The 23,910-nt window shown below is 35.4% G+C and carries 27 protein-coding genes; 7 read left to right on the top strand and 20 right to left on the bottom strand.

What is annotated here, in order from left to right; all coding sequences use genetic code 11:
* Positions 1–8: 8 nt before the first annotated feature.
* The 11 genes from HUW50_RS12520 to HUW50_RS12470 all read right to left on the bottom strand — a co-directional run bounded on the left by HUW50_RS12520 (position 9) and on the right by HUW50_RS12470 (position 9,628).
* Positions 9–1,199 (bottom strand): alpha-D-ribose 1-methylphosphonate 5-triphosphate diphosphatase, encoded by a 1,191-nt coding sequence (locus HUW50_RS12520; RefSeq protein ID WP_185653963.1) that lies wholly within the window; start codon positions 1,197–1,199, stop codon positions 9–11.
* 22 nt (positions 1,200–1,221) lie between these two features.
* Complete coding sequence (locus tag HUW50_RS12515) at positions 1,222–2,079, bottom strand: ATP-binding cassette domain-containing protein (RefSeq protein ID WP_066337126.1); 858 nt, start codon at positions 2,077–2,079, stop codon at positions 1,222–1,224.
* Positions 2,076–2,936, bottom strand: coding sequence for an alpha-D-ribose 1-methylphosphonate 5-phosphate C-P-lyase PhnJ (locus HUW50_RS12510; protein WP_269748987.1), 861 nt, complete (start codon positions 2,934–2,936; stop codon positions 2,076–2,078). The genes HUW50_RS12515 and HUW50_RS12510 overlap by 4 nt, the downstream gene beginning before the upstream one ends.
* Positions 2,937–2,973: 37 nt before the next feature.
* Entirely contained in the window at positions 2,974–4,095 is a 1,122-nt protein-coding gene (locus HUW50_RS12505) for a carbon-phosphorus lyase complex subunit PhnI (RefSeq protein WP_066337129.1), read from the bottom strand.
* On the bottom strand, positions 4,096–4,728 hold the full coding sequence (phnH, locus tag HUW50_RS12500; RefSeq protein ID WP_066337132.1) for a phosphonate C-P lyase system protein PhnH: 633 nt from the start codon (positions 4,726–4,728) through the stop codon (positions 4,096–4,098). It lies immediately after the preceding gene.
* Positions 4,715–5,152, bottom strand: a complete 438-nt coding sequence (phnG, locus tag HUW50_RS12495; protein WP_066337136.1) for a phosphonate C-P lyase system protein PhnG — start codon at positions 5,150–5,152, stop codon at positions 4,715–4,717. Before phnG ends, phnH begins: the two co-directional genes overlap by 14 nt.
* A 175-nt stretch (positions 5,153–5,327) precedes the next feature.
* Positions 5,328–6,194 (bottom strand): PhnE/PtxC family ABC transporter permease, encoded by an 867-nt coding sequence (locus HUW50_RS12490; RefSeq protein WP_066337138.1) that lies wholly within the window; start codon positions 6,192–6,194, stop codon positions 5,328–5,330.
* Entirely contained in the window at positions 6,194–6,976 is a 783-nt protein-coding gene (locus HUW50_RS12485; protein WP_066337143.1) for an ABC transporter permease subunit, read from the bottom strand. Before HUW50_RS12485 ends, HUW50_RS12490 begins: the two co-directional genes overlap by 1 nt.
* Positions 6,969–7,757: a phosphonate ABC transporter ATP-binding protein gene (gene phnC, locus HUW50_RS12480; protein ID WP_066337146.1), complete on the bottom strand. Its 789-nt coding sequence runs from the start codon at positions 7,755–7,757 to the stop codon at positions 6,969–6,971. Before phnC ends, HUW50_RS12485 begins: the two co-directional genes overlap by 8 nt.
* An 18-nt stretch (positions 7,758–7,775) precedes the next feature.
* A complete protein-coding gene (locus HUW50_RS12475; protein WP_185653962.1) occupies positions 7,776–8,810 on the bottom strand; it encodes a PhnD/SsuA/transferrin family substrate-binding protein in 1,035 nt (344 codons plus the stop codon).
* A gap of 89 nt (positions 8,811–8,899) precedes the next feature.
* A complete protein-coding gene (locus tag HUW50_RS12470) occupies positions 8,900–9,628 on the bottom strand; it encodes a GntR family transcriptional regulator (protein ID WP_066337157.1) in 729 nt (242 codons plus the stop codon).
* Positions 9,629–10,264: 636 nt separating this feature from the next.
* Between HUW50_RS12470 and HUW50_RS12465 the strand changes: the two genes are divergently transcribed.
* Together HUW50_RS12465 and HUW50_RS12460 are read left to right on the top strand one after the other, a co-directional pair.
* Complete coding sequence (locus HUW50_RS12465) at positions 10,265–10,732, top strand: DUF2243 domain-containing protein (protein WP_185653961.1); 468 nt, start codon at positions 10,265–10,267, stop codon at positions 10,730–10,732.
* A gap of 26 nt (positions 10,733–10,758) precedes the next feature.
* Positions 10,759–11,220 carry a hypothetical protein gene (locus tag HUW50_RS12460; protein WP_066337167.1) on the top strand — a complete coding sequence of 154 codons (462 nt, stop codon included), beginning with the start codon at positions 10,759–10,761 and terminating at the stop codon, positions 11,218–11,220.
* A 50-nt stretch (positions 11,221–11,270) separates the two neighbouring features.
* Here HUW50_RS12460 and hmpA read toward each other — a convergent pair whose 3' ends face one another.
* The gene (gene hmpA / locus HUW50_RS12455; protein ID WP_066337171.1) at positions 11,271–12,494 is read right to left on the bottom strand and encodes an NO-inducible flavohemoprotein; all 1,224 of its coding nucleotides are present in this window, start codon (positions 12,492–12,494) and stop codon (positions 11,271–11,273) included.
* 176 nt (positions 12,495–12,670) lie between these two features.
* On the opposite strand from hmpA, the gene HUW50_RS12450 reads away from it, so the two are divergent.
* Entirely contained in the window at positions 12,671–13,120 is a 450-nt protein-coding gene (locus HUW50_RS12450; protein ID WP_066337338.1) for an RrF2 family transcriptional regulator, read from the top strand.
* Positions 13,121–13,209: 89 nt separating this feature from the next.
* Here the strand turns inward: HUW50_RS12450 and HUW50_RS12445 are convergent, their stop codons facing one another.
* Together HUW50_RS12445 and HUW50_RS12440 are read right to left on the bottom strand one after the other, a co-directional pair.
* Complete coding sequence (locus HUW50_RS12445) at positions 13,210–13,563, bottom strand: DUF3889 domain-containing protein (RefSeq protein WP_066337173.1); 354 nt, start codon at positions 13,561–13,563, stop codon at positions 13,210–13,212.
* 74 nt (positions 13,564–13,637) lie between these two features.
* Positions 13,638–14,612, bottom strand: a complete 975-nt coding sequence (locus tag HUW50_RS12440; protein ID WP_066337343.1) for a M14 family zinc carboxypeptidase — start codon at positions 14,610–14,612, stop codon at positions 13,638–13,640.
* A 164-nt stretch (positions 14,613–14,776) separates the two neighbouring features.
* On the opposite strand from HUW50_RS12440, the gene HUW50_RS12435 reads away from it, so the two are divergent.
* Positions 14,777–15,016: a YhdB family protein gene (locus HUW50_RS12435; RefSeq protein WP_066337175.1), complete on the top strand. Its 240-nt coding sequence runs from the start codon at positions 14,777–14,779 to the stop codon at positions 15,014–15,016.
* A gap of 141 nt (positions 15,017–15,157) precedes the next feature.
* Here the strand turns inward: HUW50_RS12435 and HUW50_RS12430 are convergent, their stop codons facing one another.
* The 3 genes from HUW50_RS12430 to HUW50_RS12420 are packed head-to-tail and all read right to left on the bottom strand — an operon-like array spanning position 15,158 to position 17,483.
* Positions 15,158–15,685, bottom strand: a complete 528-nt coding sequence (locus tag HUW50_RS12430) for an NADPH-dependent FMN reductase (RefSeq protein ID WP_066337184.1) — start codon at positions 15,683–15,685, stop codon at positions 15,158–15,160.
* Positions 15,686–15,701: 16 nt separating this feature from the next.
* Positions 15,702–16,352 carry a response regulator gene (locus HUW50_RS12425; protein WP_066337186.1) on the bottom strand — a complete coding sequence of 217 codons (651 nt, stop codon included), beginning with the start codon at positions 16,350–16,352 and terminating at the stop codon, positions 15,702–15,704.
* A gap of 3 nt (positions 16,353–16,355) precedes the next feature.
* A complete protein-coding gene (locus HUW50_RS12420) occupies positions 16,356–17,483 on the bottom strand; it encodes a GAF domain-containing sensor histidine kinase (protein WP_066337188.1) in 1,128 nt (375 codons plus the stop codon).
* Between the two features lie 190 nt (positions 17,484–17,673).
* Between HUW50_RS12420 and HUW50_RS12415 the strand changes: the two genes are divergently transcribed.
* The 3 genes from HUW50_RS12415 to HUW50_RS12405 are packed head-to-tail and all read left to right on the top strand — an operon-like array spanning position 17,674 to position 19,560.
* On the top strand, positions 17,674–18,045 hold the full coding sequence (locus tag HUW50_RS12415) for a GntR family transcriptional regulator (protein WP_066337189.1): 372 nt from the start codon (positions 17,674–17,676) through the stop codon (positions 18,043–18,045).
* Positions 18,046–18,059: 14 nt separating this feature from the next.
* Positions 18,060–18,917, top strand: coding sequence for an ABC transporter ATP-binding protein (locus HUW50_RS12410; protein WP_198165161.1), 858 nt, complete (start codon positions 18,060–18,062; stop codon positions 18,915–18,917).
* Complete coding sequence (locus tag HUW50_RS12405; protein ID WP_066337200.1) at positions 18,901–19,560, top strand: ABC-2 transporter permease; 660 nt, start codon at positions 18,901–18,903, stop codon at positions 19,558–19,560. Before HUW50_RS12410 ends, HUW50_RS12405 begins: the two co-directional genes overlap by 17 nt.
* Before the next feature lie 10 nt (positions 19,561–19,570).
* Here the strand turns inward: HUW50_RS12405 and HUW50_RS12400 are convergent, their stop codons facing one another.
* The 3 genes from HUW50_RS12400 to HUW50_RS12390 all read right to left on the bottom strand — a co-directional run bounded on the left by HUW50_RS12400 (position 19,571) and on the right by HUW50_RS12390 (position 23,903).
* Positions 19,571–19,921, bottom strand: a complete 351-nt coding sequence (locus tag HUW50_RS12400; RefSeq protein WP_066337203.1) for a VOC family protein — start codon at positions 19,919–19,921, stop codon at positions 19,571–19,573.
* Positions 19,922–20,207: 286 nt separating this feature from the next.
* Positions 20,208–21,953: a phospho-sugar mutase gene (locus HUW50_RS12395; protein ID WP_066337204.1), complete on the bottom strand. Its 1,746-nt coding sequence runs from the start codon at positions 21,951–21,953 to the stop codon at positions 20,208–20,210.
* Between the two features lie 405 nt (positions 21,954–22,358).
* The gene (locus HUW50_RS12390) at positions 22,359–23,903 is read right to left on the bottom strand and encodes a bifunctional GNAT family N-acetyltransferase/carbon-nitrogen hydrolase family protein (RefSeq protein ID WP_066337206.1); all 1,545 of its coding nucleotides are present in this window, start codon (positions 23,901–23,903) and stop codon (positions 22,359–22,361) included.
* Between the last annotated feature and the right edge of the window lie 7 nt (positions 23,904–23,910).

Below are 23,910 nucleotides of genomic sequence, written 5' to 3'. Positions count from 1 at the left end.
TCTCCTTCTTACACTCTTCCGCCAACAGTTAGCGGCATTTGATAGTTCATTTGACAAACTACTTTCCCATTAACAAGTACTGTCTGTAGCACTGGACGTGACTGCTCCTCGCTCACAATAAGTAAATCAGCTTTTTTTCCAACTTCAATAGAACCGACCTCATGATCAATATATAAAGCTTTTGCAGGGTTCAATGAAACCATTTTGATTGCTTCATAGATTGGAGTGCCTTGACTATGTAATTTAAAAGCTGCATGCAGTAATGATGATGGATAATAATCTGAGCATAAAATATCGACAAGTTTATGTTCTAATGCTTCCATCGCTGAAAGATTGTTACTATGGGATTTGCCAAGCAAAGCATTAGGTGCACCCATCACAATAAATAGTCCCATTTCTTTTGCCTTCTTCGCTATTTGAAGCTCAATTGGAAACTCACTAATTGTTGCATTCCATTCTTTTACAACCTCGAGTTTTTCTAATGTGTCATCATCATGTGATGCAATAGGAATTCGATGTTCATGTGCTAAATCAGCCAATTCCTTTACTACATGCTCCTCTAACTTAACTTGTTTTCTACTATGCTCAATAATTTCCATTGCTTCTTCTTCAGAAAAACGACGGTGGTCAATTAATAGCTTTTTATGAATTTCAATATCACGAAATTGTCCTTGTCCAGGAGTGTGATCCATAAAAGAAAGCTGATCGATTTTCTGTTTTTTTATCAATTCCTTTACCTCATTGACTGCACTTAAATTTGTAATCTCGTACCTTAGATGAGTCTTATGACGAATAAGATACGCTCCTTGTGACAATCGATTAATATCTTCTATAACTGATAAAACTGTTTTATTTTGTCTTACAAACTTTTTTGCGTTTTCTTCAAGCAAAGAGAGAGAATGATAGATTGTGGTAATTCCTTCTCCAACAAGCTTTTTCTCTAGTTCATAAAACGAAACCTCAATCGGAAAAGTACTGCTTGGACGAGGCTCAAGCTCCATTTCAATTGCATCACTATGTGAATCAACTAATCCTGGTAGGACCCAGCTTCCTTTTGCATTAATATCCTCTGGTTGTAACTGCTCAGGGAGACCATCTAAAACTTCAGTAATTTTGTCATCTTTAATGACAACAGTGCCGTTATAAATGACCTTTTCAGGTGTGACAATATTTGCGGAGTATATCTTAAGTGTGTTCATCTTTTCTATCACCTCACGTTTTTTATAAAAGAGAATGCACTAACTGCTGTGTATATGGATGTTGAGGGTCCTCTAGTATTTGATCCGTAAGTCCTCTCTCAACGACTCTTCCATGTCTCATAACCATTGTGCGATCAGCAAGCATCCTAATAACACCTAAATCATGCGAAACAACAATCATAGCCACTCCTAAATCCCTTTGGATTTTTCGAATTAAATCTAATACTCTTGCTTGTACGGAAAGGTCTAAACCAGTCGTTACTTCATCAAGCAAAAGGATCGGTGGATTATTGGCTAAAGCTTTAGAAATTTGCACTCTTTGTTGCATCCCTCCGCTGAAATTCTTCGGAAGTTCATCCATCCTTGCTAACGGTATTTCAACATGTTCCAATAACTGCCTTGCTCGATCACGTATCGAACCAACGTGAAAAGTACCTGATGCTATTAATTTTTCTGCTATATTTCCACCACTTGAAAAGGACATTTTCAACCCCAAATATGGGTTTTGATAGACCATGCCCATAATGTAATTTCGAATATAACGCTTTTGTTGTGCAGATTCTGTAAAAATATTCACCTCGCCATTTTTATATGTAGAAATGGTCGCACTTCCAGATGAAATAGCATCATCAAAATATAAGCTCTTGACTAATGAACTTTTTCCAGAACCACTTTCTCCAACTATTCCTAAAATTTCACCTTTATACAATTCAAAATTCACATCAATACAAGCCCAAACACTTCCACAATGTTGACAACGATTATCTTTTACATGAAGCATTTCAGGTGTTTGACAATTTGAACACCCTTTTCCATACCTCTTATTTAAGCCCTTCACTTCAAGTTCAGGTTTTTTCAATTGTAGCTGCTGAGTCTTCATACTAAATACCCACTTTCCTTTTGCCTCGTTTGACAGTATCCAGTGTCAGAGCATTGGAATCGTTTCTTACCAGTATCAGCATCATAAATCTCATCAAGGAACACATCTTTACTGCCACATGAATGGCATGTTAACCCATCAAATTTTTCTACCTCAAATGGATAATCATCAAATTCCAATGGCTTTACATCTGTAAAAGGAGGAATAGCATAAATTTTCTTTTCTCGACCTGCTCCGAATAAAAATAATCCGTTTGCTTGATGTAATTTTAATAAATCATAACGAGGAATTGGACTCGGGTTAAAGATATACCTTCCGTTAACCATACTCGGATAATCAGCACCAATCGTGATTTTCCCCCATCTCACAATGTCCTCATATAATCTTAGCCAGATACTGCTGTAATCCATTTCTGCATGAAGCCTTTTTGTATCTTTTTCTTTCGCTTCTACTCTTCTTAAAGGTTCAGGAAGTGGAACCTGTAAAACTAATATTTGATCATCTCTTAAAGGAATTTCGGGAATTCTGTGCCTTGATTGAATGATAGAAGCATCCTCTGAATTCTCTGTTGTGCTCACATTCGAGCAATTTTCTACTAAACGTTTAATACTAACTGCATTTACACTGTCATCGTGACCCTGGTCAATTACTTTTAAAATATCTGTTTCACCTATTAACGAAAGAGTGATTTGTAACCCTCCTGTCCCCCATCCCCTTCCGATTGGCATCTCTCTTGATGCAAATGGAACTTGGTATCCAGGAATCGCAACAGCTTTAAGTACTGACCGTCTTATTTCCCTTTTAGATCCTTCATCTAAAAAGGCATAATTGTAAGTTTGTGTAACTTCCATATTCATTTCACATTTCCTCACTTTCTATTGAGTTACAGTTTGCTTAAAACGGACTAAACGTAACAGGTTGTTCTTGTTGTATTTCACTTTGTTTTTTATTTTTTGCTTCTCTTATTCTGTCTAGCTTAGATTGAAATGTTATATAGTGAGGTAGCTTTAAATGTGAAACAAAGCCATGTGCTTCGACACTATCTATATGTAATAAAACAAATTCCTCGTCTTGTGTTGGAGAAGTCCCTTCTGTTTCTAAACTTCTTTCTAGAATAGCCATTGCAATTGCCTTTACTTCGTTTTGTCCAAACGTTAAACCATAGCCTAGTAAAAACTCGACATTCCCTTGTTCGTTTTGTGAAAAAGAATTAATCGTTTCTACCTCGGTTACCATTACTTCTCCAATGTATATTGAATCATCTTCATCTCCAAACGGATACGGTATGTACACATCGGTATAGCCAACCCTTAATTCGCCAATTGTTGGATGGACAACTCCATATCCTCTCATACTGCTATAAGCGAAGGATGTCATTGCACCGGTTTCACCTCTAGATAAAATTTGCAGGCGAGCAGAACGTGATGCAGGAAACGTAAGCTTGTCTCTTGTTACATCAAAGGGTTCCACTTCTTCCTTTTTCGGATTACCAATCAAACCTTCTTGTTGAAGTAAATCTGCCACTTTTCCAAATGTAAATTCTTCATTTTCATCAATCTTTGAAGTCAGTTCAAAGTCTGATATAAATTGTTTAATCACTTCATTTTCTTCTTGATGCAATTCGAAGTTTAAGAGTCTATGTGTATAATCATAAGTAGGTCCTAATAATTGACCACCAGGAATATCCTTGAATGAAGAAGATATTTTACGTATGACTCTCATCTCGCTTGGTTCAACTGTCTTGGAGTAATAATTTCTTGGTAATGTTGAACGATAAGCTCTTAATAAAAATGCTGCTTCTGCTGGATCACCTTCAGCTTGCTTCAAAGCTAAAGCAGCATATTCAGGTGCGTAAAGGCCACCTTCACCCATAACACGGTCAATCAAAAGGCGAAACTGCGCTTCAATATCCCTAGTCTTTAGAACATGATCGGCATCTTTTAAGCGATAATATGTTGTGAGATCATTTGCATGTTCAATTGCCCTTTGACCTCCTGTAACTGCTACATAACCCATCTACAATTCCTCACTCTCTAGTAATGTAGTTCTAGGTACTGCCATGATGTCACCTTCATTGGTTGTTAGGATGAGATCAATCCCTAAGGGGAACTCACCTGTTGCAATATTTCGCTCTTCAATCCATTTGGCGCTTAAACCTCTGATATATACCGTTTTATTGGAAGCTATCCCTGGCCCACTCATAGTAAGTTTTAATGAGGAAGAATGTATGTTAGTGTTTGATATTCCTTCAACACAGAGAACAACTGTTGCACTATCATGAGGGTCTGAAAGAGTCCCTTTTTTTATCTGCTGCATAAATCCAGCAATATTTTTCACATTTTCTGGATGACTAATAAAAATATAATCGGCAGAAAGAATCGAACTAAATTTACTATACGTTTTCCATTCCAATGCTCGTTTGATTGTTTCAGAATGGTTTGCTAGAACATGAAATTGTACTTCTCGATCTATTAACGTAAAAGCAATTCCTTGTAGTGAACAAGGAAATCCCTCCATTGCTTCAATTGGAGCAATCTCTTCAGATATACTCTCAATTTCCCCTGGTTTTGCCATACAATCTAATAATTTCCTAAAAATACGTTGTGTTCCATGTACCATATCAAATCTAGTAAGATTAACTTTTTGCATTGTAATCCTCCATCGTATCAAATTCGACTCTAGTCTTTGTAATACGCGCGGCTTCTTCTCTCATTCGTTGCTGAATATAGGCTTCCTCCATATCCAATTCAGTGAGCAATTCCTTTGTAATCCCAAGTCCAGCATTAATAGCCGCATCAACGACCGCAATTTGATAAGAGCGGTTAGGTTCCTCGCCCATTACGATTCCTATTCCAACATGATGATCAATAGCAACCGAACACTCTGTGACAAGAACCTCTCCCATATAAAAGGGCTGTTTTGAAACAGAATCCCTCGTTTTTAGCATAACTAGCCCAGTAGAAGGAGCGCGATCAATCCTTACATCTGCTGTTTTTTCAATTAAGCCAGCCCATTTTGCAAGAAATTCAGGTCTACCTTCCACGAGGATTTTCGTTAACCTCGATTTTTTCATTTTGACAACCTCCTGTAATGTCGTTAAACATTTCCTAATAACTAAAAGGTAACTTATTGATAAGTTACAATGGTTAAGCTAATGTAAATATCATATGAAGAATTAATTAAGGTACGTTTTAAACATAATAAAAAGCACAAGAATCGTCCCTGTGCTTTAAAAGCAGAGTGCTATATTATATTTTCACCTGCAATTTAGATTTAATTGTTTGAGCTATAATTTCTAGTAGGATGGCAAAGAATAAAATGAAGTACGTAATAGACCCTACTTCACGCAAATCAAGGTAAAAGCTACTAGCCATAAACATATCAAAGCCAATTCCACCTGCCCCAGCTGCTGCACCCATTGCGATTGCGACACCAAAGTTGATTTCAAATCGTAAAAAGGTCCATGAGACTAGGTATGTTAGAGATGTAGGAATAACAGCCTGAAAAACTATTTGCCACCAGCTAGCACCACTTCCTCTTAACGCTTCTATTACACCTTCATCTAATTCTTCAAATGATTCTGAGTAAGCCTTTATTAAGTAACCTACCGAATGAAAGGTCATACCTATAATAGCAGCTACACTGCCTAACCCTGCTGCAACAGCAAATATCAGTACCCATAATACTGTTGGAACTGCTCTAATAAAAGCAACAAAACCTTTTATCATATTTGATACTCTTGCTGACGATAAATTCTGGGCAGCAAACAGTGCTAAGATTAGGGCAAAGAACGCGCCTATCAATGTCGTTAATAAAGCCAGCCCCATTGTTACCAATGCTTGATAGATTGCATCTTGAAATGAAAAATGAACAAAATGAGGCTCAAAGAACATCACCTTAAAGTTTGCAAGCGTAGAGAGAATTCCATCGAAGAGTTTAATATCCTTATAGTCAAATGTAAGAAATCCATAGATTGTCAAGATTGCAAGCATAATTATCGTCAATCGAATCGTAATCATAGCTTTATTTATCGGTTTTAACTTAGTACGTTTATTTATATTACCTAATGCACTACTTGTAGAATGAACTACCTTGCTAACTTCACCAACTTTCATTATAAAATCACCCTTCTTACATAATTTGAAATGAATTCAATTGTTAATATTATTCCAATAATTGTCAGTACAACTAAACTTGCTGCGTTATAATTTAAGCTTTTATAAAACAAATCGAAAGAAAAACCAATGCCTGTTCCAGTGAGGATCCCAACTAAAGTGGCACTGCGTATATTTGTTTCGATCATAAATAATACCCAGCTTAGGATTTGAGGGATGCTCGAAGGAATGACAGAATGAATAATAACTGAAGTGTAGTTTGCACCTGTTGAAGTTAACGCCTCAACAGCTTGAACGCCAATTTCATCAATTGTCTCCATAAAAGCTCTTGTTAAAAAACCAAAAGAAACAAAAAATAATGCAAAATATCCTGTTAATGAGCTCTGGCCAAATGAAAATAGCAAAATCATTGCCCATGCAGCCACATCAATATTCCGAAACAACGTAGCAATCCCGCGGCTAATTGTACTTAAGATACCGTTTACCTTCGTTGTCTTTGATCCAAAAATCGCAAACACGATAGCAAATACGGATGCAACCGAAGCTGCTGCTATTGAGATTAAGATCGTTTCTTGAAGTTTCGCTAAAATACTTGGGAGCTTCTCTAAGGATTCCCTGGTTGGATAAAAATTCGTGACACCCCAAATAATTGCATTTGGGATGGAATTTAATCCTTTAATTACATCAAATTCGGTAATCAAGATGGACCCATAGGAAATAACGATTAGTAATGACAGAACAAGAACTGATTGAGCTCTTTTTTTAAAAAAGAAATTATCCAACGTTTTTTCCTCCAAGTTCCATCATTAATTCTCCTGCTTCAGAGCCGTAAATTCTGTGGATTTCTTCATTTGAAATGTCTCTTGGGGAGCCATTATAGACCACTTTCCCATTACTCACTCCAATAACACGATCAGAATATTTAAGAGCAACGTCTACTTGATGCAAATTAACGAGAACAGTAATACCCATATTTGTAGAAATGTTTTTTAAATGATCCATAATAACCTTAGACGCATTAGGATCTAAAGATGCAATAGGTTCATCGCATAGCAACATTTTTGGGTCCTGTATTAGCGCACGTGCAATTCCTACACGTTGTTTTTGTCCACCACTTAATTGATCACATCTCTTATAAATTTGCTCTTCTAATCCTAGTATCTTTAATAGGGACATTGCCTGCCTTTTTTCGCCTTCACTATAAAAACCTAGAGCTCCACCAATAACAGATTTGTAGCCAAGTCTTCCATGCAGGACATTTTCAATTACACTTAGTCTGTTAACAAGATTATAATGTTGAAAAACCATCCCTATTTTCGTCCTTAACTTCCTAAGGTCTTTTTTCTTTAAATCTTGAACATTAACATTATCAAATAAAATATCTCCTCTGTTTGCATCAATCATGCGATTAATGCAGCGAAGGAGAGTTGACTTTCCTGCTCCAGATGGACCAATAATGGAAACAAACTCTCCTTCATTAACAGAGAAGTTAACATCTGATAACGCAAATGTATCACTACCATATTGTTTTGATACATTTTTTACCTCTAGTAACGTTGTCATAGTTAACTCCCCTATCGATTATTTAGATAATTCTCTAATCGGATCAAACCAAGCATCTTCTACTTCTAAAAACTGCTCTTTATCGGTTTTCTTGAACAATCCAGTTGCATCTTCAGGTACAAACACCTTCTCATTGTTTGCCATTTCATCTGAAGTAAAGGCATCAATTAGAGCTTGTCTATCTTCCTCACTAACAGTTTCCGTATTTAATGCGAAAGGCGCATTCAAAACTGGTGTTACTGATATTAGTTTAAATTCCTCACCTGGAACTGTGTTGAATGGTTCTGCAGCATCAGCTTTGACTTTATATGTTGATCCTGGAGTATTTTCTTCACCATCTGCTAATTCTACATAATTGCTTACACAAGTATCACAAAAAGCTGCAATATCTGCTTTATCAGTTAATAAGTTTACTGCGGATCCTTGATGTGATCCTCCGTAAAGAACTTCACTAAAGAATTTTCCTCCTTCAAGAAGATCTTCTGCAGTAAGGTCTTTGTACTCTTCTTTTTCACTAAAGTGAGTTACGATTCCATCAGAAGGAACTTTAAAGCCAGAAGTAGAGCTATTCGATACAAAAGAAAACTTTTTATCTACGATATTATCAATTGAAAAATCATCACCATTTTTATAAGCATCTTCATTTCCATTTTTCACTGCCAACCAGCTATGGTATACTGCATCATCTAATGTTCCAGAAGGACCGCTTGGTACGACTAAAGGCTGAACTTTATCATTTTTTGCATTTGCTTCAATATATCCTTGGGCTCCCATAAAAGCTAAATCAGCATTACCAGATGCTAATGATTCAATCGCAATAATATAATCTGTCGTTGTTTTATGCTCTACCTTTTTCCCAGTTGCATCCTCAATTACCTTACCAATTACGTCACGGGCGTCTTTCATATCAGCCCCTGATTCATTTGGGTACCACGCAATTGTTAAAGTACCATCATCACTTCCACCACTTGCTTTAGTGTCTCCTCCAGCTGAACAAGCAGCAGTTATTGCTGACATGATTAAAGCAATAACGATCAATAATGCCTTTTTCATTTGACCTTCCTCCTTACATTTTTATGTATTTTATTATCATCTTGGAAGATAGAAAAACTGCTTCCAATGTTGATTATTAAAAATCGTTCTCAAAATTCAACGAGACACTTATGCATATCGCCTCTTATTCTTGCAATACTGTACTCTATCGAATTACCAGTAGGATGATTCATTAAGCTTTCAATTTGAATTATTGGAATATTTTCTGGAATCTCAAGGACTTTTGCATCTCTAAGTAACGGTAAAGAAGCTTGAAATATTGACCTTGAACGAACTGGACGTAACTGATAATGATCTAACATAATTTGATAGAGTGATTTGAATTCTTGTAAGTAAATTTCAAGTTGTGGAACTTCTTCTTCAGGCATGACAGTTGTTGTAACAGAAAGGGGTTGACCCTCTATAAATCTGAGAATTTCCAATCGATAGACAGCTTGTTTTTCAGATAATAATAAATTTTTCATTTCAACTCGACTTGGCAATCCCTTTTCCCAACTCAATAATTTACTCTGATGCACAACACCTAAATTTTCCATATTATCAGAAAAGCGGGTGTTTGATGACAAGACATATTGAATAGGCTTTTGAAGACTATTTACATAACAGCCCTTACCTTGAAAAGGAGTAATCCAGCCTAAATTCGTTAACCTTGTCAGTGCTTGTCTAATTACATGACGATTCACATTAAATTTCAGGCAAAGTTCATTTTCCGAAGGGATTTTCTCATTTTCTCGAAAGATACCTGATTGGATATTTCGGATTAAGTACTCAGAAATTTCCAAATGACAGGGCATGTCCTCATTTAATTTCATTGTCATGTATGTCTCCTTTCTGTTTCTTTCGACAATTTAACTCTAACTTATCGACAAGTTCCTTAGGTTAAGCTAGAGTAAAAATTACATGAAATTTCTGCTCATTTGTAAATTTATATTTAATAATTAGCATCTCTTGAAAAATACTCTTTACATTTTTAACAAAGTCTACAAAATTACTGATATTAAGTTCTTTCATATTTCTTAACAACATTTGGATTAGTTCTCTTAGAAATTAAAAGAATAGCCTACCTCGCTTTAACAAAATAATACAAAAACCAAACCGCATGATTTTATTCATCCGCTACAGCTTTTCGAGATTTGTCTTTTAATATAATGATTTGTCGATGCTCCGCTATAGAGATAAATAGAAATCGACAGTTATGTTACTCATCTTCAAACCAATTCACCTTTATAAGTTTTTGCATGTTAAGAATGATTTACTACATCTTGACGAATCTCTAGAAATTGTTTTCTAACCTTCCCATTAAGATCGATCTATCTGACGAAACAAAAAAGATAGGTGCAAGTCAATCTTAACAAGTTATATAGTACAAACATTTTATTATTTAACAGTTTAATTTTGAATAATTCGGCAAAAATGTATTAATGTTCAGAATTGTATGAAAAGGAGAAAAAACGGTGAGGACAAAAATAAAAACAAGATTCATTCACATTGGTAGTTTTGTATTAGGATTTGGTTTTTTAGGTGCTTTGGATGGGATTATTTTCCACCAATTATTACAATGGCATAGTGTAATTATGGCAACGGATCGACCAGGACAAATTATCAGTGATGGGATATTTCATTTCGCTGTCACTATTACATTAGTTCTTGGTGGAATTCTATTGTGGTTAGCTGGAAATCCAACTAATCTTTCAAAAGGTATTAGATTGTTAGTAGGCGGTATTTTAATTGGCGGTGGTACATTCAATATAGTGGAAGGTATTATTAACCACCATATTCTTCAAATCCATCGTGTGAAACCAGGTGACCCGAATGCTTTAGCCTATGATCTTGGGTTCCTAGCAGTTGGATTACTTTTACTTATCATTGGTATTATCATTAAGCGAAGTGGAAGACCACAACTAACATCAATTAATGCATAGTAGAATTTTAAAAATGGGAGGACATAATGTATAGATTTTTTAGTTTTATTGTGATCTTTTCCTTTGTTTCAGTGATGCTATATTTCCATCATCAAAATGGGCATGATCATGCTTCCAGTAATTCTGAAATTCATAACCATAGGCTAATTGAAATCCCTCACTTCCAACAAGCTCCTTCGATAACAGGATCTGTTACACAAGACCCATCTGGAACCTGGTTGCTGGAAATCCAAACAAAAAATTTCAGCTTTACACCAAAAAAAATTGGAACAAATGATATTCGTTATGATGAGGGACATGCCCATCTTTATATTAATGGAGAAAAAGAGAATCGGTTATACGGTAATTTTTACAATTTGGATGTTCTTAAGCCAGGGACTTATTATATTAAGGTAACGCTTAATGGCAATAATCATGGGGTTTTTACTTATAATGGTGAGGAAATTGCATTTAACCAAACAATAAAAATTCCTAATGAAGCGAAATAAAACGAGGTTGACTTAGAACCTTTGCGTCAACCTCGATATTTTGGCTAAGATTATGCTTGTTGATACTCTTTTAGATTAATAGAAGGTCCAAAGAATTCAAAGTGAATATTTTCTGCTTTCACACCTAGAGTTTCAAGACCATCAATTACGTTTTTCATAAACGGAACAGGTCCGCATACATAAAAGTCTGCTTCTTTATCTTTTACGATTTCTTGAAGCTTTTGGTAATCAACATAGCCTTCTAAGTCAAATGTCTTTTTCTCTCTATCAGACGCTGTTGGATTTTCATATACATTATATTTTCTTGCATTTGGTAATAGGTTAATTGTCTCAGTTATTTCCTGATGAAAGGCTTGAACTTCACTATTTTTCGCTGCATGAATAAATGTTACAACTCGATCTGCTTGCTTATCGGCTACTCTTTTTAACATACTCATCATCGGAGTGATTCCTACACCACCACTTATAAGGTAAAGAGGGGATTCAGTCACTTCATTAAGCACAAAATCTCCTGCAGGAGCAGTTAACTCAATTTCTTCGCCTTCATTTACATGATCATGCAGATAATTTGATACCTTACCTAGTGTTGAAGGTTCAGCCCCTTCTCTTTTCACTGAAATTCTTAAGTAATTCTTTCCAGGTGCATCTGATAAACTATATTGACGATTTAGTAAATACTCTTCACCTGATACTGTAAGACGAACGGTTACATATTGACCTGGTTGGAAGGCAGGCACATCTGATCCATCTGTAGCCTGTAGATAAAATGAGGTGATCAATGAGCTCTCATCAACTTTTTTCATGACTTTAAAAGCTTTGAATCCTTCCCATTTATTTGTATTAGCTTCCTCATACATTTCATTTTCGATATCAATAAATACTTGAGCAATTACTTGATATGCCTCTCCCCATGCTTGAAGAACTTCTGGAGTTGCCGCATCACCTAGTACATCCTTAATCGCCTTCAGTAAAAATTCACCAACAATTGGGTAATGCTCTTTCTTAACATTTAGACTTCGGTGCTTATGGGCAATTTGTTTAACAGCAGGTAACAGGACTTCAAGTTGATCAATATACGTTGCAGCTGCGTATACAGTGTTTGCTAAAGCTGTTTGCTGACGTCCTTGCTTCTGATTCGCATGATTAAAAATATTCAATAATTCTGGATGTGCCTCAAACATTGTTTTGTAAAAATATGAGGTAATTTCGACTCCTCTTTCAGCTAAAACTGGTGCGGTTGACTTTACTATTTTAATCGTGTTTTCAGATAACATAATTCCAGCCCCTTAAAGATGTATTTAAAATATATCTTTATAATAGGCTTCACAATCAACAAAAGCAATATTTTGAATACATCTTTAATAAATCTGTCACAATTAAACGTTAGATACAATTTTTTAGAGGGATTATGGTATTATTAAGTGAATCTAAAATTGTGAGGTCTTCTCTTATGAGATTAACAAATTATACTGATTACTCGCTAAGAGTCTTGATATATTTAGCATCGAAACCAAGTGATGAGCTTTCAAATATTAAAGAAATAGCAGAAGCTTATAATATTTCTAAGAACCATCTTATGAAGGTTACCTTTGAGCTTGGTAAAATGAATGTTATTGAAACCATCCGTGGACGTAATGGTGGAATTAGGTTAGCCCATTTACCAGATCAAATAAACATCGGGGAAATCGTCCGTAAAACCGAAGAGGATTTTCATCTTGTTGAATGCTTTGACAATGAGCAAAACCAATGTGTGATATCACCAGTTTGCGGTTTAAAACATGCACTAAACAAAGCTCTACAAGCATACTTTGCCGTACTTGATCAATACACTTTAGCTGACTTAGTTAATAATCAAAATTCATTATTGGCTTATTTTTCTTTGAATAGTGAGAAGGAATAAGAACAAAAGCGTTGGAGCTAGATGTCGTGCGCTTATCCACCGTTCAAAAATTTTATTATTTCCTAAACGATAGGCAAAAGAAGACGCTCCTACATGCCAGGAGCGTCTTCTACTTTTTCAACATTTACTGTTATAAGCTTACCTGTCTTCGGATTAAACACAACGTCAACACTTGCAACAAAAAGCTTATCCTTTTCCTTCACTTTCACATGAAAAATGTCCTTAGATTCTTCTTCATTTACTTCTTCTCGTTTTACATATTTGTAATCGATAAGCTGTGATTCTGGGTACTTTTCTTTAACAGATGATAGAGCAATTCGACTCCACTTTTCGTAATCAACATTCTCTACATTCTGCTCCCCATATGCTTTAATTCCAGCGGTGAAAATAATTGTTAATACTACAAATGTGAATAGAATCTTTGATAGTGAAACAGTTTTCATTAAAGTTTCCTCCAAATTGCTTGAATATGAAGTTAATTTGTCCAATTTTTTTTATCCTATTCATCATCGTTGTATCATCTCAAAACTTCACTCTCTGCATATTTGGCCATAATAAGTCCAATTTCCTTATTTCGTTGCCACTCTTCCTCCAGAACAGAAAGAGGTGGGTTTGTTTCTTCTACTGGAAAGCTTAGTTCAATTGTTAATGCTGGTTTTTTATAAGTTTGAATAAACCAATCCGTATAACCTCCACCAATTGCATTTGCAGGTGGATATGATATTTCATATCCCGTCTTATTTGCAACCTGTTCAATAAGGTCATGATCACGTTGCAAATGCTCAATTTCATTAAAATAATACCAATAAATCAAACGACCAGAAGTATGGTACGAAGCAGATGCTAAGGGACGAACTTGTTCAGTAAAGGATGAAAGAGCCAATGTTTCCTTCGCCTCTAAAGGCTTTTGACCTTTATAATGCGAAAAGGCTGCATATCGTTGGCTTCCTTCAATTCTTTCCCACCCTGCTGGATACTGTCGGTTTAGATCAACACCTAAGCCATTTGCTTTCCATCTAGAAAAGTCCTCATTTCCTTTATTCATATCTATATATATATCTTGTAACAAAAGTGGTAACTCTTTTATCCCTTCTTGCTGTATCGTCACACCATCTGGATTAACCATAGGGACAAACCAAATTGAGATTTGATCCAATATATTTAGATTATGACCATATAATGATTGGTTTTCCTCATATGCAGATGCATATTGTTCAATCATGTTCATGATGACATGTGTTGTAAGCCATTCCCGTCCATGATGACTTCCAGTTATCAAAATCGAGTTCGAGCCATTCCCAACCTTAACAGCTAAAAGGTCTCTTCCAAATTCAGATTGACCAATTGTTTTCAATTCCAACTGATATGTTTTAGCTAATGAGTTTATTTGATCCTTCATTCGATCATATGTATACATTTCAGTTGTTGAGGCATGAGCATGGCTTATCCATAAAAAGAAAACGAGAAATAATGTGAAAATCCTTTTAATCATTAATTGTTTAACATCCTTTTTGTTTTTTATCTTTCCAACACATTGTTTTTTTATTAGGGTAATCACTTCCATACCTTATATAGCAACAACACCAAGTTTTACACAGTAAGAAAATGCTTTAGGAGACACACAATAATCATATCTCCTTAAGAAGGAGGGATTGAATGAACAGTGTTGATTATGATAAAGCATTGTATTACACTCATCGTTCACAGTGGGATAACTTGCTCATACTAATGGTCCGCACTAAGGACGATTTCTTGTCAAAGAAAATAGAGCAGTTTTTACATGCATATAACTTTGAACATGACTACAAAGAAGTCGAGAAACAGTTATATTCATTACTCAGATATATTGATCATGCTGTTGAATATCCAGAAATGGAATATGCACATCAGATGTAAATAAAAGCGGAAGAATGTGAAGTTCACTTCTACTTTTGCGCTGAAACTGGATGTCAAAGCGCTTATACACAGGATAAAAGATAAAAAAAGAGGCTGTCACATAGTTAGTATTTGTCATACTACCTAATGTCAGCCTCTTTCTTATTTATTTAATCCTTTGAATACATTGGTAAAAACTGTTAGTTCATCGATTAATTGTTTAACAAGCAATGCAGTCTCTGTTTTTATTTCATTCTTGTCATAATCAAAGCAAATCGGATCAAGTACTAATTGCTTTGGAATTGCATTCGCGTAAACCCCACGCATAACCGTTCTCATATTATTCAAGGCATTTATTCCACCTTTACCTCCACCAGCAACAGCAATTAATCCTACCGGCTTATGTGCGAACTGTTCACTACTTAAAAAGTCCAACGCATTTTTTAATGCACCACTCATACCACTGTGATATTCAGGTGATAATAAAATAATAGCATCTGCAGTTGATACTACCTGCTTTAAATCTATAACTACTTGCAGCTGTTTCTGTTCTTCTTCTCCATTAAATAATGGTACTTTTTTTTCACTTAAATCAAAGTATTCTGTATCATATGTCTTTGCAATAAATGATGCGGCTAATCTTGTTCTACCTGTTTTTCTTGGACTTCCATTAACAACTAACATTTTCAATTTTATCTACTCCTGACTATTCTTTCTCTATATACCCATTTTTCACTGCATATAATGCAGCCTGTGTTCGGTCAGAAAGCTGCAGCTTTGCAAGGATATTAGAAACATGTGTTTTCACCGTTTTTTCAGTTATAAATAATGACGAAGCAATTTCTTTATTGCTCTTCCCCTTAGCTAGCTCGTTTAAAACTTCTTTTTCCCGCTTTGTCAAATCACTTATTTTAGATGTCTTCTGATTCGCACCCAATGTTAAATGAGTCATTACATGTGAGGTAACCTTTGGGTGAAGCTTACTCTCACCCTTCAATACATCCCGGATTGTTTCAACTAACTCATCTGGCTCGATATCTTTGAGTTGGTAGCCAGAAGCACCTGCACGAATGGCAGGGATAACATGATCCTGATCTGCATAACTCGTTAATATAATAATTTTTACTGTCTCATTCATTTCTCGAATTGCTTTAGTTGCCATCACACCGTCCATTTCTGGCATAGATAAATCCATCAAAACAACATCTGGCTTTAGCTCAGTAACTAATTCTACTGCTTCTTTTCCATTTTTTGCCTCGCCAATCACTTCAATATCTCTTTGTGTTTTGAGAAAAAATAGCAAACCCCTTCGCACAACATGATGATCATCTGCTATTAATACTTTTATTTTTGCCATGTATTAACCTCCTTTTTGCAATGGAATCATAATTTCAATCTTGGTACCCTTACTAGGAGTACTACTTATGTTAAAGCTGCCATTTAATCTCATGACACGTTCTTTCATTCCTTTGAGACCTAAAGATGGAATCACAGCCTGCTCATCATAATGAAAGCCAATCCCTCGGTCACTAACAATCATTTTCACAATTTGCTTTGAACGCGTAATTGAAAGGAAAACCTCATTTGTACCGGCATGTTTTTTGCAATTATTTAATGCTTCTTGACCAAATCGCCAAAGCTCCTCTTCAATATGGCAAGGCAATGTATTAACACCAGAAATTTCCGATTCTATCTTTAATCCTAATACAGTAGCATAGTTTAACAGTGCTGCAGCGATTCCATTTTCTAAACCCTTTGGCCGTAACTGCCAAATAAGTGCCTTCATCTCTGTTAATGCTTCCTGTGAAAGCTCTTGCATATAGGTGAGCATTTCCTTAATATCATGCTGATCAGTCAATTCTTTCGTGCCTCGCGCAGTCAACATAATTGAAAACAACAGCTGATTAACTGAATCATGTAAATCCTGCGCAAGCCTATTTCTTTCTTCAATTAATGCATGTCTTCTTTCTTTTTTCACAAGCTCAATTCGCTTTATCGCTGTTCCAATTTGAAAGGCAACAGATTCTAATAAAGCGAGCTCTTCATTGGAGAAATGCGTTTTATTTGGAGCTGCAACATTTAGTAAACCAAACTTTTCATCTCCAGCTCGTAATGGTACTGTTGCATGATGAGTAATGCCTCTTGTTTCTCCCCAGTTATGCTCGATCACTTCTTCAATTCTTTTACATGAAATAATATTAGCAGCCTTTTTCAAACGTCCATCTTTATAACGATCAATACACCAGCATCCACCTTGGCACATTGGCTTTTTCCGATTCCAAGTTAAACCTTCTGGTAAGGAATAATCAGCAGCTAATTCATACTCACCCTGCTTATTAATTAAGAAAATCCATCCTGTATCTAGTTCTATCAATTGAAGTAATTCCTTCAATACTTCCTTTAACATATCCTCTACATCTGTTGCTTCATTTAATTTTTCTGCAATTATTTTTAACGTAGTTAACTCGTGTACTCGATTATCATTCATTAAAAGCCTCTCCCAGCCCCAATGGTTTCTTAATACCTATTATAACAACTTCTTACAACTGAAAACCTTCGCTATCAGTATGAATTTCCACTAAGACTTTTGAAGGAGTTTTTGTTATTTTACTTTTATTGACACAACTGTTTATACTGTGTATATTATATATTAACAGTATGGACACGGAGGTGAGACATTGAACATAATTATCGCTAATTCAAATGACCAACCAATTTATTTACAGATCAAAAATCAAATTAAGGAACAAATCTTACTTGGGGAACTTAACGAAAAAGAAAGTTTACCCTCAATACGTAAGCTAGCTAAAGATTTACAAATTAGTGTGATTACTACAAAAAAAGCATATGAAGAGCTAGAACGTGAAGGGTTCATCGAAACATTCCCTGGAAAAGGTTCATTTGTGACTGCACAAAATAAGGAGCTTTTAAAGGAAAGGCAGCTAAAGGTAATTGAGGATCAATTATCAAAAGTCATCAATGATAGCAAAGCATTTAATATTGGTTTGGAAGAGTTAATGAACATATTGAAACTGCTATATGAGGAGTGAGATAAATGGAAAACATCGTTGAGATACGAAGTCTAATGAAAAACAGACAGAACTTTAAGTTGAATAATATTAATTTGGACATAAAGAGAGGTTTTATTACAGGTTTAATCGGACCTAATGGTGCAGGTAAGACATCTTTAATTCGTTGTTTGATGAATTTAATGCATATTGATTCTGGAGAAATTAAGTTGTTTGGGAAGACCCATCTTGAAGCAACAAATGAAATCAAGCAGAAAATCGGATTTGTTTACGATGAGAATTATTTTTACGAGGATCTTTCAATAGAACAAAACAAACGAATTGTCAGCATGTTCTATGAAAAATGGGATGAAAGAAGCTTTTACTCATATTTAGAAAGATTTCAGCTCCCAAAGCATAAAAGAATTAAGGATTTGTCAAAAGGGATGAAAATGAAGTTTTCACTAGCCATTGCCCTTTCCCATCATCCAGTACTCATTATTATGGATGAACCAACTTCAGGTCTTGACCCTGTTTTCCGAAGAGAATTCCTCGATATTTTACTCGATATCGTTCAAGATGAGCAAAAAGCAATCTTCTTTTCAACACATATGACAAAGGATTTAGAGCAAGTTGCTGATTATATAGCCTTTATCAATAATGGAGAACTAGTTTTCAGTGATGAAAAAGAAGTTATTCTTGATCTTTATGTCCTTGTAAAAGGGCATAAAAAAGCATTAGAGGACATTGATTCCTCGAATATAATTGGCTTAAAAGAAACAGCAGTCGGATTTGAAGGTCTTCTTGCACGACAATATCAAATTAAACACGATGATCTTATCCATGAAAAGCCAACATTAGAGGATATTATGTATTACACAGTTAGGGGGAATAAACATGCAAGCACTTATTAAAAAGGATTTACTAACTCAGCCAAAAAAAGTATATCTGCTTTGTTTAATCTGGTTTATACCGCTAACAAATTTTTTCACAGATGGAACACCATTTAAACACGTATTATTAATGGCATTTTTAGCTTTTAACATGGTTCTTTATTCTAACTTTAACACGACAACCTCAGAAGAAAAGCAATCAATCTTCATTAATAGCTTACCGGTTACAAGGAGACAGGTTATTCTAGGGAAATATGTGACTGGCATTATTTGGTTCGCAACAGCTGCGATATTTGTCACACTTTATGTTTTGTTATTCTACATGCTCGCACCATTTCCATCACGAATGATGTTTCTTGAAGAATATGTGATCTCATTAGCAATCACGTATATATTGCTTTCTATCTTCTATCCACTTATGTACACAATAGGGTATAAAGTAGCATCAGCCCTAACCGCAATTGTCCTACTTAGTATTTTAATGGGTCTCCAAATCACTTTAAATACAGCTGAGAATCCAAAGTTCCCCTCGGTTAAGGATTTCTTAACTTTTCTTGGTCAGAATCAATGGATGATTGCGGGGATTCTAATTGTGGTAGCTCTACTAATTACGATTACTTCCTTCTACACTTCTTTAAAAATATATAATAAAAAGGATTTATGAGGATAACAATTCAACATTGACATACCATTAAAATATTTCCGTCAGGATCCTTGAAATTAAACCAATGATTGGATTCTATGTCAGTTAGTAGGTCTACATTCTTCATTTTCATATAGGTGTAGGCTTCCTTTATGTTATTCGTATTAAAATGAAATGCAGGTACTTTATAGACTGCATCCTTTGAAAATATTTTACTATCTAATACAATATTTGTTCCATCCATTGGTAGCACATATAAATGCTCGAATAGAATTTCTCCATCCTTAGGTAAACCTACAATGTCACAATACCAATCACGTGCCTTTTCAAGATTACTCACAGGAATAAAGATTGTACCAACTTGATTTAGAATTGGATTCATATAAATGCCCCCTTAATAATTTTAGGCTCTTTTCTAAAAGATTGTTGTTTTTTAACAAAACTGATTAGGTTGATTGGAACGGATATGCGAGACTCCTGTGGGAGTAGCGGGACAGATGAGACCCCGCAGGCGCTTCGCGCTGAGGAGGCTCATCGCCCGCCCCACGGAAAGCGAGCATCCTCTCGCTGCAATCAACCAACCCAATACTATTTTAAAAGCAACAAAGTTTGCGAAAACAGCCTAATTTTAAGAAAGCGGACAACAGCTATTGTCCGCTTCAATCATTTTACTTGCTAAGTGCAGCAATTAATTCATTTACCTTTTCCATTACACCAGCTTCAAGTGCTGCTAGTTGTTGTTCACTTTGTTCTAGAGTGTCACTCTTAACCCCAAAGTAAAACTTTGCTTTTGGCTCTGTTCCTGATGGTCTTACACAGAACCATGAGTTATCTTCTAGAATATATTTTAAAACATTTGAACCAGGCAAATCGATCGTATCTGTTGTGCCTTCTAATACGTTTTGACGTTCACTTGTTTTATAATCCTCAATTGTCGTAATTTTTTTACCAGCTACTTCAGTTGGAGGATTTGTTCTAAAGGAATGAAGAATGCTCTGGATTTGTTCTGCGCCTTCTTTTCCTTTTAATGTTAGAGATTGCAAGCCTTCCTTGTAATAGCCATACTCTTTAAAGATTTCAAGCAAGCCTTGATACAGGGTTAGCCCTTTCTTTTTATAAAAAGCACTCACTTCAACTGCTAATAATGCAGCTTGGATTGCATCTTTATCACGAGCAAAATCCCCAATTAAATAGCCATAGCTTTCTTCATAGCCAAACTGGAATTGATATTGTCCAGTTCTTTCATACTCGTTAATTTTCTCACCAATAAATTTAAATCCTGTTAACGTATCTATAGTATCTAAGCCAAATGATTTTGCAATATCACGGCCAATTTCAGAAGTTACAATTGTTTTTAACACAACGCCATTGCTTGGTAGTGATCCATTTACTTTCTTCTCTGAAAGTAAGTAATGAAGAAGAAGTGCTCCTGTTTGGTTACCAGTTAGGACAACATATTTACCTTCATTATCTTTTACCGCTACACCAAGTCTGTCTGCATCTGGATCTGTACCGATAAGTAGATCTGCATCAATTGCCTCACCGTCACGAATTGCAAGAGTGAAGGCATCATGCTCTTCTGGATTAGGTGATTTAACTGTTGAGAAATTTGGATCTGGTAGTTCTTGCTCCTTTACAACGGTTACATTTTCATAGCCAAGTGCTTGTAATCCGCGACGAACAGGTTTATTTGCTGTTCCATGTAATGGAGTGAACACTACTTTTACTTCTACCTCTTTTGAAAGAGTAGGATTAACAGAGATTGTTGTTAGTTTCTCTGTATAAGCTTCATCAATTTCTTCACCAATCATTTTGATAAGACCTTGCTCTTTTAATTCAGCCTCTTCCTTTACCTCTACTAGTAATTCATCCTCTACTTTATTCACATAGGAGATCACTGTATCAGCTGCTGCTGGCGGCAATTGTCCACCATCATCACCATATACTTTATAGCCATTATACTCTGGAGGATTATGACTTGCTGTAATCACAATCCCTGAAAATGCATTCAGGTAGCGTACTGCAAATGATAGCTCTGGAGTCGGACGTAACTCTTCAAATACGTATGTTTGAATTCCATGAGAAGCCAACGTCTTTGCAGCTTCCATTGCGAATTCTGGTGACTTATGACGAGAATCATAAGCAATAGCTACACCACGTTTTTTTGCTTCCTCACCAAAAGAATCTATGTAAGATGCCAAGCCCTCAGATGCTTTACGAACTGTGTATAAATTCATACGGTTTGTACCCGGTCCAATTTCTCCGCGCATACCACCCGTTCCAAATTCTAAATCCTTGTAAAAGCAATCTTCTAACACTTTTTCATTGCCTTTAATTTCAGTTAATAGAGTTTGTAATTCTTGATCTAAATCTTGTTTATTGTTCCAACGTTGATAGTTCTGTTCCCAGCTCATCTTTACCTCCTGGATTTGTTTTATCATAGTATTCTATCGAAATAACATTCCTATTTTAGCATATTCTAGGAATTTCAACATAATTGAATTTCTACAAAATCTGCAGTTATCGACTACCTTTTAGGGAGATTGTATTAAGAAGTTATTTTAGAACAATTTTGTAAAAGTAACTGAATATTGCTAAGTAGAATACTCTTTAGTTTTTACTTTCTTAACATATTAATTCATCGACAAAAAACGACTACTGCTTCTTGATATTTATTTAAGATTTTTTTCACTCTAGGGATAGCTTCAGAACAAAAGCGCTGGAAAGGTATTTCGTGCACCTAATTCACAGAACAAAAATTTAAAAGTTCTGCTAACGACAAAAAAACTGACCCAATCATGAGTCAGTTTACAATTTCATTAATTATTCTTTTTATAATTAATTGAGTAAATATCATTTCTTCGATCCTTTAATTGATTAACGGTACCAGATTGTCGTTTGCGTCTTAAGATTTCTAAATCTACATCACCAATGGCCACCATTTCAATATTCGAATTACATTCCACAACAATCCCATCTCGGGCAAATTCAAAATCAGATGGGGCAAAAATGGCAGATTGCGCGTATTGAATATCCATATTTTCTGTTTGTGGCAGATTGCCTACAGTTCCCGCAATAACAGTGTAAATTTGATTTTCCACTGCACGGGCCTGTGAACAATAACGAACTCTTAAGTAGCCTTGACGGTCCTCTGTACAGAATGGAGTAAAAATGATTCTAGCTCCCATATCAGTCGCAATCCTCGCAAGCTCAGGAAACTCAATATCATAACAAATTTGAATCGCTATTTTTCCACAGTCTGTATCAAATACATTTACTTTTTTACCACGGCTAATTCCCCACCATTTTCTCTCATTTGGGGTAATATGAAGTTTATATTGCTTTTCAATTGTACCATCTCGTCTAAATAAGTAAGCAATATTATAAATCCGTCCTTCTTCCTCGACAACATGTGATCCGCCAATAATATTTACGTTATATCTGACTGCTAACTCAGTAAATAATTCAATATAGTCTTCCGTATACTCAGTTAACTTCTGAATTGCTTTACTTGGCACCTTTTCATCGAGAAATGACATTAGTTGAGTAGTGAAAATTTCTGGGAACACTGCAAAATCAGAACCTGCATCTGAAGCAACATCTGTATAATATTCAACCTGCTTAGCAAATTCATCAAATGAGTTAATTTGTTTCATCATATATTGCACAACACAAATACGGACTGGATGAGATGTTTTGTAATATCTCTTTGTGTTTGGCTGATAATCGACATTATTCCACTCCATCAGTGTCGCATATTTATATGAAGCCAAATCATCGGATAAATAATTTGGATTTATTCTCATTAATGTAAATTCATTTAATAGCTGAAAAGAGAGAACTGGATCATATATTTTATGTAACGTCACTTGCTGCACATATTCTCTAGGTGTTAATTCATCTGCATATTTGTAATAATTAGGGATCCGTCCACCAATAATGATGCTTTTTAAGTTTAATCTTCTAGCTAAATCCTTCCTAGCCTCATATAAACGGTGTCCAATTTTCATGCGACGATAGTTGGGATGTACCATTACTTCAATTCCATACATATTGTATCCATCAGGATTATGGTTTGTAATATAACCATTATCGGTAATATCATCCCATGTATGACGATCATCGTATTCATCAAAGTTAATTAATAAACTAGAGCATGAACCAATGATTTTCCCTTCTAACTCCGCACAAAACTGACCTTCTTGGAAATGCTCTATATGACTTTCAAGATGTTCTCTCTTCCAAGGTGTCAAACCTGGAAAACATTTGCCTTGAAGCTTTAAAAGTTCATCAATATCACTCTCTTCGATATTACGTATAATCATTTTTTTCTCAAATTTAGATAAATCTAGCTCTTCTGACATGATGGTA

The sequence above is a fragment of the Metabacillus sp. KUDC1714 genome, from assembly GCF_014217835.1.
GTDB classification, from domain to species: domain Bacteria; phylum Bacillota; class Bacilli; order Bacillales; family Bacillaceae; genus Metabacillus; species Metabacillus rhizosphaerae.
The sequence above is the reverse complement of the archived record's forward strand: the minus strand, read 5'-3'. Positions and strand labels throughout refer to the sequence as shown.

Excerpts from the sequence above, each read along its gene's own strand:
- HUW50_RS12520 (WP_185653963.1), bottom strand. The coding sequence starts at position 1,199 with ATGAACACACTTAAGATATACTCCGCAAATATTGTCACACCTGAAAAG.
- HUW50_RS12515 (WP_066337126.1), bottom strand. The coding sequence starts at position 2,079 with ATGAAGACTCAGCAGCTACAATTGAAAAAACCTGAACTTGAAGTGAAG.
- HUW50_RS12510 (WP_269748987.1), bottom strand. The coding sequence starts at position 2,936 with ATGAATATGGAAGTTACACAAACTTACAATTATGCCTTTTTAGATGAA.
- HUW50_RS12505 (WP_066337129.1), bottom strand. The coding sequence starts at position 4,095 with ATGGGTTATGTAGCAGTTACAGGAGGTCAAAGGGCAATTGAACATGCA.
- phnH (WP_066337132.1), bottom strand. The coding sequence starts at position 4,728 with ATGCAAAAAGTTAATCTTACTAGATTTGATATGGTACATGGAACACAA.
- phnG (WP_066337136.1), bottom strand. The coding sequence starts at position 5,152 with ATGAAAAAATCGAGGTTAACGAAAATCCTCGTGGAAGGTAGACCTGAA.
- HUW50_RS12490 (WP_066337138.1), bottom strand. The coding sequence starts at position 6,194 with ATGAAAGTTGGTGAAGTTAGCAAGGTAGTTCATTCTACAAGTAGTGCA.
- phnC (WP_066337146.1), bottom strand. The coding sequence starts at position 7,757 with ATGACAACGTTACTAGAGGTAAAAAATGTATCAAAACAATATGGTAGT.
- HUW50_RS12475 (WP_185653962.1), bottom strand. The coding sequence starts at position 8,810 with ATGAAAAAGGCATTATTGATCGTTATTGCTTTAATCATGTCAGCAATA.
- HUW50_RS12470 (WP_066337157.1), bottom strand. The coding sequence starts at position 9,628 with ATGACAATGAAATTAAATGAGGACATGCCCTGTCATTTGGAAATTTCT.
- HUW50_RS12460 (WP_066337167.1), top strand. The coding sequence starts at position 10,759 with ATGTATAGATTTTTTAGTTTTATTGTGATCTTTTCCTTTGTTTCAGTG.
- hmpA (WP_066337171.1), bottom strand. The coding sequence starts at position 12,494 with ATGTTATCTGAAAACACGATTAAAATAGTAAAGTCAACCGCACCAGTT.
- HUW50_RS12450 (WP_066337338.1), top strand. The coding sequence starts at position 12,671 with ATGAGATTAACAAATTATACTGATTACTCGCTAAGAGTCTTGATATAT.
- HUW50_RS12445 (WP_066337173.1), bottom strand. The coding sequence starts at position 13,563 with ATGAAAACTGTTTCACTATCAAAGATTCTATTCACATTTGTAGTATTA.
- HUW50_RS12440 (WP_066337343.1), bottom strand. The coding sequence starts at position 14,612 with ATGATTAAAAGGATTTTCACATTATTTCTCGTTTTCTTTTTATGGATA.
- HUW50_RS12435 (WP_066337175.1), top strand. The coding sequence starts at position 14,777 with ATGAACAGTGTTGATTATGATAAAGCATTGTATTACACTCATCGTTCA.
- HUW50_RS12425 (WP_066337186.1), bottom strand. The coding sequence starts at position 16,352 with ATGGCAAAAATAAAAGTATTAATAGCAGATGATCATCATGTTGTGCGA.
- HUW50_RS12420 (WP_066337188.1), bottom strand. The coding sequence starts at position 17,483 with ATGAATGATAATCGAGTACACGAGTTAACTACGTTAAAAATAATTGCA.
- HUW50_RS12405 (WP_066337200.1), top strand. The coding sequence starts at position 18,901 with ATGCAAGCACTTATTAAAAAGGATTTACTAACTCAGCCAAAAAAAGTA.
- HUW50_RS12400 (WP_066337203.1), bottom strand. The coding sequence starts at position 19,921 with ATGAATCCAATTCTAAATCAAGTTGGTACAATCTTTATTCCTGTGAGT.
- HUW50_RS12395 (WP_066337204.1), bottom strand. The coding sequence starts at position 21,953 with ATGAGCTGGGAACAGAACTATCAACGTTGGAACAATAAACAAGATTTA.
- HUW50_RS12390 (WP_066337206.1), bottom strand. The coding sequence starts at position 23,903 with ATGTCAGAAGAGCTAGATTTATCTAAATTTGAGAAAAAAATGATTATA.